Raw genomic sequence first — 16,271 nt, 5'->3', positions numbered from 1 at the left:
GTATAAAGAAGACTATTTGAAAAGTCACGTTATTTCTTCAAATTATTTTTTATATTGGTTATTTATCGACAGAAAGGGGGAATTATTCTGGCTACTACATTATTCGCACTTGATATCGGGACTCGTTCCGTCGTTGGCATTATCCTCAAGGAGGATAATGGTATTTATCATATTGCTGATCTCATTTCGATTGAACATAAAGAGCGTTCAATGATTGATGGACAAATACATAATATTTTAAGTGTTGCCAGCGTCATTTCAGAAATTAAAACTACTCTTGAGGACAAACATGGCTCACTTAATCGTGTGAGTGTCGCTGCCGCGGGTCGTGCTTTAAAAACAGCGGAAGGTACAATGGCTGTCGACATTTCTGAGCACTCGCTTATTTCAATCGAGGATGTCAACCGACTGGAACTGGCAGCAGTCCAACAAGCCCAACAAAAATTATTATCGTCCAACTCCATTTCAAAAGATGAATATTATTATTGTGTTGGCTATTCCGTCCTTCACTACAAACTGGAAGGTGAAGAAATCGGTAGCCTGATTGACCAAGCAGGACGTTCCGCATCTGTGGACGTTATCGCGACATTTCTACCACGAGTCGTCGTCGAATCATTGCTATCTGCACTAAAACGAGCTGGACTGGAGATGGAGGCATTAACACTGGAGCCTATTGCAGCTATCAGTGTTCTAATTCCTCCTTCCATGAGACGTCTCAACGTCGCACTCGTTGATATTGGGGCTGGAACATCAGATATTGCCATAACCGATAACAACACCGTTGTCGCTTACGGCATGGTACCACTTGCAGGAGATGAAATTACAGAAGAACTTAGCAATCACTATCTTCTTGATTTTCCACTCGCAGAAATTGCTAAAAGGAAAATATCGGCTGGCGATGACATTGTGCTAACAGATATTCTTGGCTTTGAACAACATGTTCCGGCAGCCGATGTAACCGCCATTATCAAGCCTGCTGTTGAGCGCCTGGCAAAATCAATCGCTGGTGAAATCAAGCGACTTAATAACGGACAGTCGCCTAAAGCAGTCATGGTTGTTGGTGGTGGTAGCCTCACGCCAGGACTGACAAAAGATATTAGTAGTTGTCTTGAGCTTCCGGAAAATAGGGTTGGCATTCGGGGATTGGATGCACTCACTGGTATCACACTGGAGCCAGGTATCGTCTCTTCACCCGAACTTGTGACGCCAATCGGGATTGCCATTGCAGCTAGAAGAGCTCCTATTCACTACATGTCTGTTTCCGTAAATAACAAGACGATACGACTTTTCGAACTAAAGGAAATGACAGTCGGTGATGCACTTCTTGCCGCCAATATTACAAGCCGTCAACTATACGGTATGCCCGGCCTAGGTATGTCCGTATCTATAAATGGTAATGATATCCTCATCCCCGGAGAGCATGGTACGCCATCTACCGTTCTCTTAAATGGCAAATCAGCTAGTACAAAAGACTGTATTACAGATGGCGATCAAATCGAATTAGTGCCAGGGCAAAACGGTGTGGATGCTAGTGCAACTATACGGGATTTGCTAGAAGAAACAGTGTCAATCCATGCAACAATCGACGGAGTGCCAATCGTATTAGAACCTGAAATCATCATCAACGGACAACAAAAATCTATTGACACAAACGTACAAGATCGGGATAAAATCATAATTTCGCAAACAAGGACATTAGCTACTGCATTAGCAAAAGTCAACCGAAACAAGCTATTGGAAGAAGATGATTTCACAGTCACCATCAATCAAAAATCAATGACATTAAAAAAACGTAATTTAGAGTTTTTTGTTGGCAATATGCCTATACGTCCCTCTTATGTAATAAATGATGGAGATGTGATTACATTACAAAAGCAACCTCTTCCCAGTGTAGCTGAAGTTGCATTAGAAATCGGGAAAAAATTATTTGATGAAATAACTGTGACATTTAATGGGGCAGCCCTTACTATTCGAAAACCGCGGCTATCCATTTTGCTAAATGGACAACCGGCAACAGGAATCGAAGTTGTTCAGCTAGGCAACAAACTTGATTTTACCTCGCTTGACGATAGCCCTATTTTCTTTAGTGATATCTTTGCTTTTACAGATTACAATTTACCAGAAAATTCTTCAAGCAATTACCAACTGCTTCGAAATGGCTCTCAAATCGGATTTAATGACCAGATTTTCGGTGGGGATGTACTTGAAATTCTCTTCACATAATAAAGGCCCGTCCACCTTATTGGTAGACGGGCCTTTATTATGTGATTTGAGCTGGTTATTTATTTCTCAGTATCAGTACTATCGGACACAGTATCCGTTTGTCCAACAACTGCTTGATGGAATGCTTCTGCAGTAGAGGTTTCTAGTTCTTCTACTTCAACTGCATCCTCATCTTTTGATACCGCCTTCTCAATAAACTCCATCGGCTCTTCCCCTTCAGATGAGGCAGTGCCATCATCCATTGGAACAGAAGTTTTTGACTTCATCGACTTAACCTTTTCAACGAGTTGTTCGGACTGCTCTTGAATTGATTTTGACAATTCACCTGTTTTCTCTTTTGCAACAGAAGTGAATTCAGTTGCCTTTTCTTTGGCAACCGAACTAATTTCAATACTTTTATCCTTCAATTGTACAGCCTGTGTTGTAAAATCTACACGCATTTCACTGCCTGATTTCGGCGCTAAGAACAAGGCTGTTGCCGCACCAATTATTCCTCCAACAAGAGCACCAAACAAAAAGCTACCAGCTGCAGAGCTATCCTTTTCCTCATAGAATGAATCCGTATGATTACGGTCGTATTCATAGCTCACCGGCAAATAAGATGGTTCACCAAAAGAATTTTCATATTGTTTTTTTTCTGTGTCATGTTCATGATTGCGATTCTCATTCATAGTTAATTCCTCCTAGTTTTATGTCTAATGTCTCTATTAGTTATTATGATAGGCAATCTTTAAAAAGACTTTACTTTTTCTTCCCTGTGACAGGCTTATACGCCGTCCAACCAGCCGTTTTCTTTGGTTGACGTTCTTTCACTTTACCGACAATATCAATTACTACATTGCTCCATTGAACAACTTGTGCAATTTTATCGCCGTTGCGTTCTGCTTCCGTCGTAATGGTATCGGAAACCCGACGCACAGAAGAAGTTAGTCCCGTAACAGAGTCGCCAACCCCTTTAACAGCATCGACAACTGAGTTCAATTTCTCCGCCTTATGTTGGATGTCCTCGGCAAGACTATTGGTCTTATGAAGAAGATCTGCTGTCTCCTTTGTGATACCCTCTAATTGGGTCGTTAACCCATCCATCGTTTCCGAAACGGTTTGCAATGTTGTCTTCACCGAGAACAACGTCATCGCCAAGCTCACGCATAAAATTAAAAATGCGATGGCAGCAACAATAGCCGCTATGTACAATAAATTTTCCATGGTATTGCCTCCTTCAACTACTACACATAAGTACTGTTTACCCTATTTAAAGGGAAATTAAACGTTATGTCTCTATAACCTCTTCGACACCATTGTCGATTTCCCTGCATAGAAATAGAAACTTTTTCTTTTTCCTGACCTTCACATCAAAAAACAGCCGTCTCCGAATCAAGGTATATGGCCTTGATTCCCGATCCAGCTGCTTCCTTTTCAATCTGTTGCCGCTTTATTCAAATGCGCTTTAAACGCACTGATAAATTTCTGAACATCACCCGCACCCATAAATAAGTACACTGAACGTCCTGTCGTATCTAGTACTTGAATATTATCTAGCACGAGATGTTTTGCACCTGGAATTTTATCCACTAAATCCTTGATGGTTAAATTTCCGGACTTTTCACGAGCAGATCCAAATATATCACATAGATAAACATGGTCAGCACCTGAAAGACTAGCCGCAAATTCTGTTAATAGAGCAGCTGTCCGTGTAAATGTATGTGGTTGGAATATCGCTACAATTTCCCGGTCCGGATATTTCTGCTTCGCTGTTTGCAAAGTGGCTTGTATTTCAGTCGGATGATGCGCATAGTCGTCCACGATGATCCGGTCCTCTACTTCGGCAACTGTAAAGCGTCTCTTCACCCCACCAAAAGTGGATAAGCGTTGTTGGATAATTGAAGCCTCAACGCCTTCATAGTGACAAAGTGCAATCACGCCTAAAGAATTCAAAATTGTATGGTCTCCAGCTTGTGGGATTGAGAACGTATGATAAAATTCGTTGCGCACAAAAACATCGAATGTCGATCCCTCTACTGTTTTCACTATGTTTTTTGCTGCAAAATCATTCGACTCATCAAATCCATAATAGACAACGGGTACTTTCGCATGAATTTGTTGGAGATGGCTATCATCCCCACAAGCGATGAGTGCTTTTTTAACACGCAACGCCATTTCTCCAAATGCATCCATCACATCCGCTAAGTCCTTAAAATAATCTGGATGATCGAAATCGATATTCGTCATGATGGCATAGTCTGGTTCATAGGCCAGAAAATGCCTTTTGTATTCACAGGCTTCAAAGACGAAATACTCACTGTTTTCTGGTCCACTCCCCGTGCCATCCCCAATTAAATAAGACGTAGGTGAATGACCTGATAGAACATGCGCAAGCAAACCTGTTGTCGATGTTTTACCATGAGAACCCGTTACGCCAACAGAGATAAACTTTTCCATATAGTTTCCTAAAAAATCATGATAGCGAATGACTTCAAGTCCAAGCTCTCTCGATTTCACAATCTCTGGATGACTATCTGGGAATGCATTTCCTGCAATTATTGTCATTTCTTTTGTAATATTATTTTCATCAAAAGTCAAAATAGGAATATTTCTTTCACGAAGTGGATCTTCCGTAAAGAAATACTTTTCCACATCTGAACCTTGCACTTCATTGGCGGAATCATGGAGAATTTGGGCGAGCGAACTCATCCCCGACCCTTTAATCCCTATAAAATGGAACAATGTCATATTGCAACCTCCTGGGATCATTTCTGTTTCCCCTATAATAAATCTAACTAAACTTTATTCTAAACGCTCCGTCAGCCGATCCAGATCGCTTTCCGTCAAAAAGACATCACGCGCTTTACTGCCTCGCTGCCCAGAGATGAAACCATGCTTTTCCATTCGATCAATCAATTTAGCTGCGCGGTTGTAACCGATACTAAAATTTCGTTGTAATAAGGATGTCGATGCACTACCTTGTTCATGAACGAATAGACATACCTCTTCAAATAGTGGATCCGTCTCTTCTTCCTCGACGGCACTTGCAAGAAGGTCATCCTGACCAAACAAGTAGTCTGGTGCCGCCTCGTTGCGAACGTGTTCTATTATACGTTCTATCTCGTCATCCGTGACAAACGTCCCCTGAAGCCGGACACCAGCCGACTGTCCATTGCCGATATACAGCATGTCACCTTTGCCAAGTAGCCGCTCTGCTCCTGGGGAATCAATAATTGTCCTTGAATCAATTTGAGATGACACCGAAAACGCAATACGTGTCGGGATATTCGCTTTAATTGTCCCGGTAATGACATCGACTGATGGACGCTGCGTTGCGATGATCAAATGGATACCGCAAGCACGTGCCTTCTGTGCGATCCGGCTAATGGACACCTCGACATCCGCCGGCGCCATCATCATCAAATCAGCAAGCTCATCAATGACAATCAACAAATAGGGCATTTTCAATGAAAAACGTCGACTGTCCATGACCAATTTATTATAGCGTTCAATATCTCTTACACCTGAATGAGCAAGAAGCTCATAGCGACGTTCCATTTCTGCAACCGCCCATTTCAGGGCAGCTGTTGCGGCTTTAACATCGGTAATCACAGGACTAATGAGATGTGGAATCCCATTGAATGGCGCAAGTTCAACCATTTTAGGGTCAATAAGCATCATCTTCAAATCAGTTGGTGTAGCCTTGTACAGCAAGCTGACTAAAATCGAATTAATACACACGGATTTCCCTGAACCTGTAGCCCCTGCAATCATCCCATGCGGCATTTTCCGTAAGTCTAGCGTGACTGGAGTTCCTGTTAGACTAAGACCTAGTACGGCTTCTAATGGGGACGTAGAGGCCTCAAAGCTGTCCGTCGCAATCACTTCAGATATTCGTACCGCCCGCGTTTTGCGATTCGGTATTTCAATCCCAATTGAACTACGGCCCGGAATTGGTGCTTGAATTCGAATATCTTCAGCTGCCAGTGCCAATTTCAAATCATCCGTCAAATTACGGACTTTGCTTACTTTTGTCCCCTGCCCAACTGTTAATTCAAAACGTGTCACGGTCGGTCCTTGAACAGCTTCGATAACCGTTGCTTGGACTGCAAAATGGGATAATGCCTCTTCCAGTTTTTCCGACTGAGACTCCAACCACTCACTATCCTCAATTTGCGCTTCAGGTGGGATTAAATAATCAAGCGAAGGGAATGCATAATAAGGTTGTTCGTCTATATGTTCATCATCACTTGGTTGTTCTGGTACCTCTTGCGAAACCTCTTCCACTACACGGAACACAGGTGCAGGGGCAATCGGCTCATTCATTTTTATAGATGTATCTAATTTTGCTGCCAGAGGATAATCCCGTGTTATTTTTTCCTTATCGGATTTTAACATTAATACATTGAAGGGAACAATCCGTTCTTTTTTCTGTTCTGGTACTGGTTGTTCTATTACTGGTTGTTCTGGTAAATCCGTCTGTTCAACAAAAACTTCTTCCTTAACCTTCGGAAATGAGTCATTAGTATGCGCCATTTCCAAAGGTTCAATTACAGTTGAATTCACTTCAACAACATCTAGCTCGTTGTCCCGTTTGTCCGGCTCCGTAACTGGCAGTTCTACTGTAGTCTGGTAAGTTTCATCAACTACGTCGACTTTGTCATCCACGGTGTCTGATGCTATTACTGGAAATTCCATTATAGGCTGCACAATAGTAAGTTGTTCGTCTTCATCGGCATGAGCAAACTGTTGTTGTACTGCATTGTCTTCATAAATGACTGATTCAATAGGTATAACAGCTTCTTCCAATTGCGACAGCTTCATATCCTCTTCATCTGGAATTGATGATACTTCTTTTCTCGGATTCTTATAACCATAGACTGGAGAAGGTACGGACGTTGGACTGAAGGGTCTGCTAGAACGTTTTTGTATAGGTGCTTTTACTTGTGCAGGTTGTTTCTCTCGATATTCCTCTTCATCAGATCCAAAGATAGTCGTTTTAGGCACTGATGCTGTCCCATATTTCGGCGTTGATCCAGCCCGAAAAACATTGGACACCGTCGGATCACCCTGCCATCTATCATTTTCATAAAGAGGCGTCGGTTCGTAATCATCGTCCGCATCCGTATGATTTGCTGCAGGTTGCGGCACTTGACGTTCCTTCGACGGCTCCTCATCCCATCCGTATATTTCCGCATCAGAGACAATTGGAAAACGGAATGATGAGGCTTGCCTCCGCTCCAGTTGTTCTACCGCTTCATCCACTTCATAATCATTCTTAGATTCTTCATAAACCACTTCTTCTTTACTGTTATCATCCGGCCCAAAAAGCCGGTTCATTAGTGTATTAAACCAACTCAAGACTATCACTCTTTTCGTGTCAATCAATCTATTTTAACAGTACCGACACTACTAAATCAAATCAATCTTTGAAATAAGAAAAACGTACCATGACGGCACGTTTTTCTTTTGCTTATTTTGTAAATGCTTCGCCAACAACAGCCTGACTATCTAACACTAAAATCCCTTTTTCTTCAGGTGCATCAGGCAATGCAAGTTCCTTCGCCGAGCAAATCATACCTGTGGAAGCCACACCACGTAACTCCGCATCACGAATAACCATTCCTGATGGCATCACTGCCCCGATTTTTGCAACGACGACCTTTTGCCCTGCCTCTACATTCGGTGCTCCACAAACAATTTGAACCCTTTCACTTCCAATATCAACTGTGCAAACACTTAATTTATCTGCATTCGGATGCTTTTCTTTCGTCAATACATGTCCGACAACAAATTTTGGTGAAAAATCGGCGTCAAGTTCAACATTTGCTCCATTCTTCTCGAATGCCGCTTGCAACTGCTGCACAAAGTCTTCTGTCAGCTCCACTTTGCCAATCGCTTCAACCTTGAAGTAAGAGGACGCTTTAAATAAGTTAATAGCAGCTACCTCTCCAGTCTCCGCATTTCGGACTACTGTCACATCTCCATAAGAGGCTGTTGTCACTGCATCTGGACGTGTAACAGTATGCTGAATCAACAGCACATCTCCTACACCATCCCTGTTATAAAATATATTCACTTGTTCTTTCCTTCCCTTCTTGCCAAACGATTTTTAGCCATAATGAAAATAGGTTCAAGCTTACCATCTTTATAGACAAATGACAAAGACGTAATCGGAACAGAACCTGTTGTGAAGAAATGCATCGCCATCTGCGCTAGTACATCGTACCCTGTGTCATTACGAATATCGCCAATGATCAGGACATCCTGATGTGGGACTGAAACCGTCATGTGACCTTCAATTTTGCCTTCCATTTCTTTCAGGAATGCACTATTTAACAATCTACTGGCGTCGTAGCCATCATTATTATTGATGAAGTAATAGATATTATCCGAGACTTCATCCCGTTTCATAGCGGTTGGTAACGACCTTACTCGGAACATAGCCGATTCCATTATTTCCACTTCAGTTAGACCTATGGCTGCTAGCATGCCTTCATCAATCAATCGGTACGTCGTTCCTAGATCTAGTGCATAATAGATACGAGTTTCCGCCGTATGATCTTTCATTAAAAATGGTTGCCCTGCAGCTGACTCCTTTGGAAAGGATGTCGACCGAATAACAGGATAGATGGCGGAACTACTGACAAACCCTTCTGTTTGTTCTTTTTCCATCGCAGTAAAGGTTTCCCGGATGATATGGACGAGTTCTTCAATCGCCGCATCTTTCTTCTTTTCGTATTTCACGAGGATTTCTGGTAGTGAGATATCCATGCCTTTTTTTAAAACAGCATGTTCAAGGCGAACCTTATCCGTTTTCCGATCAAACCGCCATTGAAAATGGTCGGACGGAAGATGTTCTTTTAAAATGTCTAGTAGTTGTTCAGAATTCATCTACCTAATTCCCTCCATTCTCTTTCTCAACAGAACGCACGACTTCCATCATCTCTGTTAAGTTTTCTTCGATGTTCTTTTTGGTTGTCAGTGTAGTCATTTTCGAGCCGCCCACACTCGTTATAAGTTCAACATGGTCATCTTCACTTTTCACAACTGCCGCAAAGCCGAATATGTCTTTATCCGTAAACGTTGCTTGCTCGATAATTTCCTTGTTTTGATCTGCCAGTAACAAATCATAAAACAGTTGACTATCACTTTTTTCATTAGGATTGATGAACAAAATGAAAGTTTCTTTACCTTTTGTAAAAACGATATTTTGCGCATCAGACTTTTCGCTAATCATTAATCCAATAGGCTTGTATAATTTGACACCATCGATTTCTTCCGTAGGTTCTTTATCGTTTGTATGAAAGGCTTCCTCCGCCGCATTGATGCCGACTTTTGCCCTTTCACCGAGTGATTCGCTACATGCCGTAAGTAGCAATGCTGACATCACTAGCAGGAATATGAACTTCCATTTCCGGAACATTCGATTTCCTCCAATCATTATTTATATCAAATACGCCTCGGCGTATTTGGTCCAGATTTTTATCGTGCTTGGGGCCTACAGGAAGTAGGTCATGCAGTCGTTGCGAATCGAACTGCGAAGGGTTCGATTTGCCGTATTTCTGTGCTTTTGCAGAAATTAAGGCACATGATTAGGACGTCGCGCACTTAGACTGCCTTCTTAAATTCCCCTAAAAAATCTGTGGCATCCGCCGGAGGCTTAACAGGGAGGAATTGAACTTCATTCCTCCTTATTTAGCAGGGCTTTGAACTGTTGAATAAAGTTAACATCAACTCTATTTTAAAGTTATCCCCGTGCAGTTGCAACCTTTGGGATTCATGCGACTCATTGAAACTACGGGCTTGTTACTCTTTCGTGGCATATTTCAATTGACCTATTAACAATAGCAATACATGTTCAAACAGCTGATCTCGATTCACTGTATGAGCCGTAAACATGCCCATTGCACCTTCTTTATGACGGATGCCATTCGCCGTGAAATAGTCATCGACAACCGGTCCCAACTCTTTACCCTCGAGTAGCTCATTGGCGATTTCCTGCGGCAATGGAATCTGCGCACCACCTGCTGTAAAACGTTTCCCACCTGGAAGGACCAACGCTCCCCAGTTGCAAAGGTACATCTGCCCCTCCAACATCCGGACGCCACCTTCCAAGCCGATTCCAATAACATCCTCTTTCGTCTCTGTTGCGCGTAATGCCCGATTGATAGCGCCGAGTCGCGTCTCCTCATCCCCAAAAGGCTGGTCTGAAACCCCCGAGTTAACTTCGACTTCCCAAACAGTTGCTTGTGGAAATTGACTAGTAATGACACGTCTAGCCGCCTTCACTTTTGCTGGATTTGTCGTTCCAATCATAAATTCCATCTATAATCCCCCCTATGGTTGAATAAAAAACCGTCCTTCACTCCACATGAGAGTAGAAGGACGGATTACTTATACGTTACCTTTAATCGTTGCCACCGTCGTTTTATCGCATGCTTTGACAAGCTTAACAAGCAGTTCTTTTGCCGCCGCATAGTCGTCCGTATGAATAATCGAACCAGATGTATGGATATAACGTGAACAAATGCCAATCACTGCACTTGGCACACCTTCATTTGACATATGGACACGCCCTGCATCCGTCCCACCTGGAGAAATGAAGTACTGATAAGGGATGTTATGCGTTTCTGCCATATCAAGGATGAACTCCCGCATACCGCGATGGGTAACCATCGAGCCGTCAAAAATACGCAGCAATGTCCCTTTACCAAGTTGCCCAAATTCATTTTTATCACCTGAAGCATCATTTGCAGGACTGGCATCTAATGCAAAGAACAAATCCGGGTTAATCATCGTTGCTGCGGCTGCCGCACCACGAAGCCCGACTTCTTCCATAACATTGGCACCCGAATATAAATTATTCGGCAATTTTTCACCATGTAGTTCTTTCAATAGTTCAATAGCAAGCCCACAGCCATAACGGTTATCCCACGCTTTCGCAAGAATTTTTTTGCCGTTTGCCATCGGTGTAAACGGAGAAACAGGAATAATTTGCTGACCAGGTCGAATGCCTATTTTTTCTGCATCTTCTTTGTCATCTGCTCCAATATCAATGAGCATATTTTTAATATCCATTGGCTTGTTGCGCACTGCATCACTTAGCAGATGTGGTGGAATTGAACCGATTACACCAACGACTGGACCATTATCCGTCATAATTTCAACACGTTGTGCCAATAAAACTTGGCTCCACCAGCCGCCTAGTGGTTGGAATCGGATCATCCCGTTATCTGTGATAGCGCTTACCATAAAGCCAACTTCATCCATATGACCGGCAACCATAATGCGTGGACCATCCTCTGGACCTCTTCTTACTCCAAAAATACCCCCAAGATTATCTTGAATTAATTCATCAGAATACTTCTCAAGCTCACTGCGCATATACTTTCTAACGGCATGCTCATTCCCTGGCGCCCCCGGAAGTTCAGTTAACGTCTTGAACATTTCAATTGTCTCTTTATGCATTGCATTAGCCTCCCCACTTATGTACGTACTGTAAATAGTGTAGTCGATTATTCAGACATTTTCCATCTTTTTATTTAGGAAATCGAATTATCTAAAAGCCTCACTCTCTGCTATATTGTGTAAAATTGTGGTACACTGGTGAAAAGAATAATGTAGGGGGGCTACCTAATCATGAAAGTAAAAGATTTTCTAGCAGGTGTATTAACAGGTGTTGCAGCTGGAATCGTTGTCAACGAAGCCATTGACCGCACAAACCGCAATGTTGCAGCTGATACCGTCTTGAATACAGTCAAAAGTGCATTTAAAAACGAAGGTCCAATAGATGGTTCATGGATCATCATGAAAACAGAACCATTCACAAACAATGTCATTACAATGGACGTCTACCGTGGTGGGATTTCACGCATTAAAGATGGCGAACTGGAACAATTTGAATTCGCTGCCGATGCTAAAACAGGCTCTGTCGTTGAACTAACGAAAATGTGAGTAATAATAGTCGGGTGCCAGTCACTGCTATAATTCGCGGAAGGACGCGAATGGTTTCAGTGGCCCGGCAACCGAGAGTTTAACAAAACCGTCACATAACCAGATTTCCCTGGTCGTGTGACGGTTTTATCTTTATGTTCGTTTAACAGATTCTACAATCTCTTTACCTGTTTCATTCCACTTCACAAGTCTATACACCGCGTCATGATAAAAAACGAATCGGTAACCTCCTGGAATGGCCTCTTTCATCAGCTTCTCTTTCGCGAAGATGGATGTCATCGGGTAATCGTCATAGGCCAGTACCCACAATGGATTGCTATGCGCATGCGTTGGCATAATATCCCCCATATGGAGAACCGTTTCATCATTTTGCGTCAACTTAATAATGCTATGACCATCACTATGACCGCCCGTATGAATCATTTCAATACCCGGGACAACGGTTATACTTCCCTCAAAAGTTTTCACTTGTTGTTGAATCGGCTCCCAATTTTCTTTCCAATACGTATTTCGCGAGCGAATATTAGGATTGCGCATCTCGTCCCATTCAATCTGAGATACATAAATGTCAGCATTCGGAAAAACCGAAACGAGCTCTTCCCCTTGCCACTCCGTCAAACCCGCCGCATGGTCATTATGTAAATGTGTCATCAGTACAATATCAATCGCTTCTGGCGTCAAATCGAGTTCCCCAAGACTCTCCTCGACCCTCGATTCGGCTCGTACACCTAAATTACGCTTCTTTTTGTCATCAAGCTTACCTTTTCCGATGCCTGCGTCAATTAAAATAGTCTTGCCCGCATAACGGACTAAAATTGGATCCGTGCGCAGCTCGATTAAGTTATCGTCATCCACCTCATAGCGTCTCGACCAAAGTGCCTTCGGAACAACACCAAACATCGTTCCGCCATCTAAGTAGTTGACTCCCCCGTCTAACCACGTCAACTCCATGCCATGAAATGTATATGCATCCATCGAAAACATCCTCCCATTCCCTTTGTTATACGAATTACAAATTATTGAATTGCGCTTCCAGCCGGTAGATCGGCTGCCCCTTTGCAGAAAACTTTTCTTCGTACTCTGTCATAATATTATCTTCCGGCATTTGCGCATGCAGATCGAGCGATACGTCTTTCAGTTTCATACCGTAATCGGATAGTGACACTAGCGAATATTCAAACAAGCTACGATTATCCGTTTTGAAGTGAATTTCTCCTCCAGCAATCAGTACCGTTTCGTACAACTTTAAGAAGGTTTCATGTGTCAATCTACGTTTGGCATTTCTCTTTTTCGGCCAAGGATCAGAGAAGTTTAAGTACACTCTGTCGATTTCGCCTTTGTGGAAAATGTTCGCGAGGTCCATTCCATTTGCTCGGAATAACCGTAAATTGGACGGTTTGCCTGCCTCAATCGCTTTTTCAAGTGCTGAAACAATGACATTGTCAAAGTGTTCAATGCCAATATAATTAATATCTGGGTTGGCAATGGCCATACCAATGATAAATTGCCCCATACCCGTTCCTACTTCAATATGGATGGGATGATTATTACCAAAAAGATCATGCCAGCCGTTATTCATTTTTTCAGGTTCTGCTAATAGGATATCTGGGTGTTCAGCCATGTAATCCCTTGCCCATGGTTTATTGCGAAGCCGCATTACACACACTCTCTTTTCTATTCAATGTTATGATTCGTTGTCTTCTTCTCGTTGTTGCTCTTCATCTTCTTCAAAAAATCGACTCATCGATGTTGTATGACCGATATCTAATATAGCTTGCGCTGCTTTAAATTGAGTAGACTTCAATGGAACAGACAATTTTTGTAACGCCGAAAACCATTTTTCATAGGAGCGTCTATCAATAATCGTCACGTCGAACGGCGCACTCGGATAATCAATATAACCGTTGCGGGAAATCAGATACTTTTTAACGGGAAAATCAATTTCTTGTCCATTTAGAACGCCAGTAACAATTTTCTCATTCCTATTTAATGCAATAAGCGGATTCAACAGCTTCGTTTCTTTCTCTCCTGACTTTTTCACCCAGAATCGATCACCACTGCCTACAAAAGCTGAAATATCTTCTGCCTCCAGTACCGTAATACACATGCATTCAACTGGAGTCACCATAATAATATCAAGCTCAACAGGCGCTTTTTTCAACTTAAGAATTGGATAATAGAACAGCAAATAATTATCAGGTAAATACTGTGCGAAACTCCTTAATAAGGAATCTCGCATATAACGCGGGTCAACCCGCGACTTGTCCATTAGTGTAGAGCTTGCCCATTTAATCTGAAAATGAAAAAGCTGGTCTAAATAGAGCTTTCTTAATTGTTCAATGTTTTTAGGATTGTAGACAATATTTGGACTGAACCCAAAATGATCTTGTTCCTCATTTTCTTCATGATCAACCTCTGGAACTTCCTCATCGATAACCGTTTTCCGTTGACCAAAAAGCCGAAAAAGAGGCGCAAACCATTTTCCCTCTTCAGGCTCTTCCACCGCCTCTATCCCTTCTTGTTGCCATTCCGTTAATTCCGGGCCATTTTCCCATTGGGTCTTCATGCGTTCCCATTGGTATTTTTTTAACCGAATATACTGCGTAGGGTAGCGGGATAAATCATGTTCATATCTGGATACATAATCGACCAGTTTGACTAGTTGCGCCATTTTCAATCACTCCAATTTTACATTGCATCTACGTTTACTCACCCACATTTGAAGAAGGGATTTGTAAAGCGAACACTTTTTGTAAATGCCTTGTCAATTTTCCTGGAGTTCCCGAACCAATTAGGCGCCCATCAATCGATGTAATCGGCATTATTTCTGATGTTGTAGATGTTAAGAAAAGTTCATCCATATCGAATGACTCTTTAAGTGTAAATGGCTTTTCCTCCACTGGCACTGCGAGTTCCTGGCACAGTCCTAACACGACTTGACGCGTGATACCGTTCAAAATTAGATTGTTTGCGGGATGCGTATAAATCGTTCCATTCTTAATACCAAACAAATTGGACGAGGATCCTTCCGTGACAACACCATCTCGATGAAGAAGTGCTTCTATACAGCCCGCTTCATGAGCTTCTTGCTTTGCAAGTACATTGCCAAGTAAATTGAGACTTTTAATGTCGCAACGAAGCCAACGAATATCTTCCACTGACTTGACTGCAACACCGTTTTCGATGCTTGCCGCAGGTCTCGGATTCTGGATAGCATATGCCGTCACAACCGGTGCAACAGTAGCCGCAGGGAACTGATGTGTACGAGGAGCAGCCCCACGTGTTACTTGAATATAGACATGCCCAACCGAAATCTCATTGCGCATAGTCAACTCACGTGCGATTTCCACCAATTGCTCCTCTGTATACGGGATTGTCATTTTCACTTTCAAAGCACTTTGAAATAATCGAGCGATATGTTGTTCGGCCGTATACAATTCACCACCGTATACTTTAATGACTTCATACACACCATCACCAAAATAGTAACCGCGGTCGTCAATCGATACTCTCAATTCTTCCCGTTCTGTAAACTGGCCGTCCATAAAATATAATGTCATCGTCATTCCCCTTCCACACGCTAATGTTCCTTTTCTTTTCCCGATTATACTATTCTCACACGTTAAGCTCATAAAATAAAGTGCAATCCATACAATTTATTTTTTTACAGAAAATGCATGCAAACTATCTGACAATACGTTATACTAGTATTGTCAGAACATTTAACTTCCATATAATATAGGATTTGATTCTGACAGAGTGCTTTGATTCGGAAAGGATGTGCAGTGTCAGGGATATTATCAACGTGCTTTAGGCAACATTCATAAGTCTCATGTCCATTGTTATTTTGGAAAATGAAGATGAAGGGGTGATTCCACACTTGAAACCTGCTACTGATCGTATGCTGACCCGCATCAAGGATGTCTACATGTATATCCATGATAACGGTACAGTCACAACAGAGAATTTGGTCGAAGAATTTGGCATCACTCACCGTACTGTCCAAAGGGATTTAAATGTCCTTGAATACAACGGGCTCATTATGAGTCCAATCCGCGGTAAATGGACGACGACAGCAAAGAAAGTGAAATTATCTTCTTGACCTGCGC

The 16,271-nt window shown here is 42.3% G+C and carries 16 protein-coding genes; 3 read left to right on the top strand and 13 right to left on the bottom strand.

Annotated features, from left to right (window positions below):
* The first annotated feature begins 54 nt into the window (after positions 1–54).
* Positions 55–2,223, top strand: coding sequence for a cell division protein FtsA (locus R2B72_RS00735; protein ID WP_318614185.1), 2,169 nt, complete (start codon positions 55–57; stop codon positions 2,221–2,223).
* A 59-nt stretch (positions 2,224–2,282) separates the two neighbouring features.
* Here R2B72_RS00735 and R2B72_RS00730 read toward each other — a convergent pair whose 3' ends face one another.
* The 9 genes from R2B72_RS00730 to R2B72_RS00690 form a co-directional block, all read right to left on the bottom strand.
* Entirely contained in the window at positions 2,283–2,894 is a 612-nt protein-coding gene (locus R2B72_RS00730; RefSeq protein WP_318614183.1) for a YtxH domain-containing protein, read from the bottom strand.
* 70 nt (positions 2,895–2,964) lie between these two features.
* On the bottom strand, positions 2,965–3,429 hold the full coding sequence (locus R2B72_RS00725) for a DUF948 domain-containing protein (protein ID WP_318614182.1): 465 nt from the start codon (positions 3,427–3,429) through the stop codon (positions 2,965–2,967).
* A gap of 210 nt (positions 3,430–3,639) precedes the next feature.
* Positions 3,640–4,953 carry a UDP-N-acetylmuramate--L-alanine ligase gene (gene murC, locus R2B72_RS00720; protein WP_318614181.1) on the bottom strand — a complete coding sequence of 438 codons (1,314 nt, stop codon included), beginning with the start codon at positions 4,951–4,953 and terminating at the stop codon, positions 3,640–3,642.
* A gap of 54 nt (positions 4,954–5,007) precedes the next feature.
* Entirely contained in the window at positions 5,008–7,566 is a 2,559-nt protein-coding gene (locus tag R2B72_RS00715; protein ID WP_318614180.1) for a DNA translocase FtsK, read from the bottom strand.
* 112 nt (positions 7,567–7,678) lie between these two features.
* Positions 7,679–8,284 carry a YtpR family tRNA-binding protein gene (gene ytpR, locus R2B72_RS00710; RefSeq protein WP_318614179.1) on the bottom strand — a complete coding sequence of 202 codons (606 nt, stop codon included), beginning with the start codon at positions 8,282–8,284 and terminating at the stop codon, positions 7,679–7,681.
* Positions 8,281–9,099, bottom strand: a complete 819-nt coding sequence (locus R2B72_RS00705) for a DUF1444 family protein (protein ID WP_318614177.1) — start codon at positions 9,097–9,099, stop codon at positions 8,281–8,283. The genes ytpR and R2B72_RS00705 overlap by 4 nt, the downstream gene beginning before the upstream one ends.
* A gap of 4 nt (positions 9,100–9,103) precedes the next feature.
* Complete coding sequence (locus R2B72_RS00700; protein ID WP_318614176.1) at positions 9,104–9,631, bottom strand: hypothetical protein; 528 nt, start codon at positions 9,629–9,631, stop codon at positions 9,104–9,106.
* Positions 9,632–10,014: 383 nt separating this feature from the next.
* The gene (locus R2B72_RS00695; protein WP_318614174.1) at positions 10,015–10,533 is read right to left on the bottom strand and encodes a DUF84 family protein; all 519 of its coding nucleotides are present in this window, start codon (positions 10,531–10,533) and stop codon (positions 10,015–10,017) included.
* A gap of 69 nt (positions 10,534–10,602) precedes the next feature.
* On the bottom strand, positions 10,603–11,676 hold the full coding sequence (locus R2B72_RS00690; RefSeq protein WP_318614173.1) for a M42 family metallopeptidase: 1,074 nt from the start codon (positions 11,674–11,676) through the stop codon (positions 10,603–10,605).
* Between the two features lie 171 nt (positions 11,677–11,847).
* Here R2B72_RS00690 and R2B72_RS00685 point away from each other — a divergent pair, with 171 nt between their 5' ends.
* Positions 11,848–12,162 carry a hypothetical protein gene (locus R2B72_RS00685; RefSeq protein ID WP_318614172.1) on the top strand — a complete coding sequence of 105 codons (315 nt, stop codon included), beginning with the start codon at positions 11,848–11,850 and terminating at the stop codon, positions 12,160–12,162.
* A gap of 132 nt (positions 12,163–12,294) precedes the next feature.
* Here R2B72_RS00685 and R2B72_RS00680 read toward each other — a convergent pair whose 3' ends face one another.
* The 4 genes from R2B72_RS00680 to dat are packed head-to-tail and all read right to left on the bottom strand — an operon-like array spanning position 12,295 to position 15,722.
* On the bottom strand, positions 12,295–13,137 hold the full coding sequence (locus tag R2B72_RS00680; protein WP_318614169.1) for a YtnP family quorum-quenching lactonase: 843 nt from the start codon (positions 13,135–13,137) through the stop codon (positions 12,295–12,297).
* A 34-nt stretch (positions 13,138–13,171) separates the two neighbouring features.
* On the bottom strand, positions 13,172–13,819 hold the full coding sequence (gene trmB / locus R2B72_RS00675) for a tRNA (guanosine(46)-N7)-methyltransferase TrmB (RefSeq protein WP_318614168.1): 648 nt from the start codon (positions 13,817–13,819) through the stop codon (positions 13,172–13,174).
* 27 nt (positions 13,820–13,846) lie between these two features.
* Positions 13,847–14,833 (bottom strand): nuclease-related domain-containing protein, encoded by a 987-nt coding sequence (locus tag R2B72_RS00670; RefSeq protein ID WP_318614166.1) that lies wholly within the window; start codon positions 14,831–14,833, stop codon positions 13,847–13,849.
* Positions 14,834–14,867: 34 nt separating this feature from the next.
* The gene (gene dat, locus R2B72_RS00665; RefSeq protein ID WP_412177766.1) at positions 14,868–15,722 is read right to left on the bottom strand and encodes a D-amino-acid transaminase; all 855 of its coding nucleotides are present in this window, start codon (positions 15,720–15,722) and stop codon (positions 14,868–14,870) included.
* Positions 15,723–16,042: 320 nt separating this feature from the next.
* Between dat and R2B72_RS00660 the strand changes: the two genes are divergently transcribed.
* Complete coding sequence (locus tag R2B72_RS00660) at positions 16,043–16,264, top strand: DeoR family transcriptional regulator (RefSeq protein ID WP_203246612.1); 222 nt, start codon at positions 16,043–16,045, stop codon at positions 16,262–16,264.
* Positions 16,265–16,271 lie beyond the last annotated feature (7 nt).

It is taken from the genome of Sporosarcina sp. YIM B06819 (assembly GCF_033485175.1).
In the GTDB taxonomy this organism is placed as follows: Bacteria; Bacillota; Bacilli; order Bacillales_A; family Planococcaceae; genus Sporosarcina.
This window is presented reverse-complemented; position numbering and strand designations above follow the sequence as displayed.

Coding starts and splice junctions, on each gene's coding strand:
- R2B72_RS00670 (WP_318614166.1), bottom strand. CDS start 14,833: ATGGCGCAACTAGTCAAACTGGTCGATTATGTATCCAGATATGAACAT.
- R2B72_RS00705 (WP_318614177.1), bottom strand. CDS start 9,099: ATGAATTCTGAACAACTACTAGACATTTTAAAAGAACATCTTCCGTCC.
- R2B72_RS00725 (WP_318614182.1), bottom strand. CDS start 3,429: ATGGAAAATTTATTGTACATAGCGGCTATTGTTGCTGCCATCGCATTT.
- R2B72_RS00680 (WP_318614169.1), bottom strand. CDS start 13,137: ATGGATGCATATACATTTCATGGCATGGAGTTGACGTGGTTAGACGGG.
- R2B72_RS00730 (WP_318614183.1), bottom strand. CDS start 2,894: ATGAATGAGAATCGCAATCATGAACATGACACAGAAAAAAAACAATAT.
- murC (WP_318614181.1), bottom strand. CDS start 4,953: ATGACATTGTTCCATTTTATAGGGATTAAAGGGTCGGGGATGAGTTCG.
- R2B72_RS00690 (WP_318614173.1), bottom strand. CDS start 11,676: ATGCATAAAGAGACAATTGAAATGTTCAAGACGTTAACTGAACTTCCG.
- R2B72_RS00700 (WP_318614176.1), bottom strand. CDS start 9,631: ATGTTCCGGAAATGGAAGTTCATATTCCTGCTAGTGATGTCAGCATTG.
- trmB (WP_318614168.1), bottom strand. CDS start 13,819: ATGCGGCTTCGCAATAAACCATGGGCAAGGGATTACATGGCTGAACAC.
- R2B72_RS00695 (WP_318614174.1), bottom strand. CDS start 10,533: ATGGAATTTATGATTGGAACGACAAATCCAGCAAAAGTGAAGGCGGCT.
- R2B72_RS00685 (WP_318614172.1), top strand. CDS start 11,848: ATGAAAGTAAAAGATTTTCTAGCAGGTGTATTAACAGGTGTTGCAGCT.
- dat (WP_412177766.1), bottom strand. CDS start 15,722: ATGACATTATATTTTATGGACGGCCAGTTTACAGAACGGGAAGAATTG.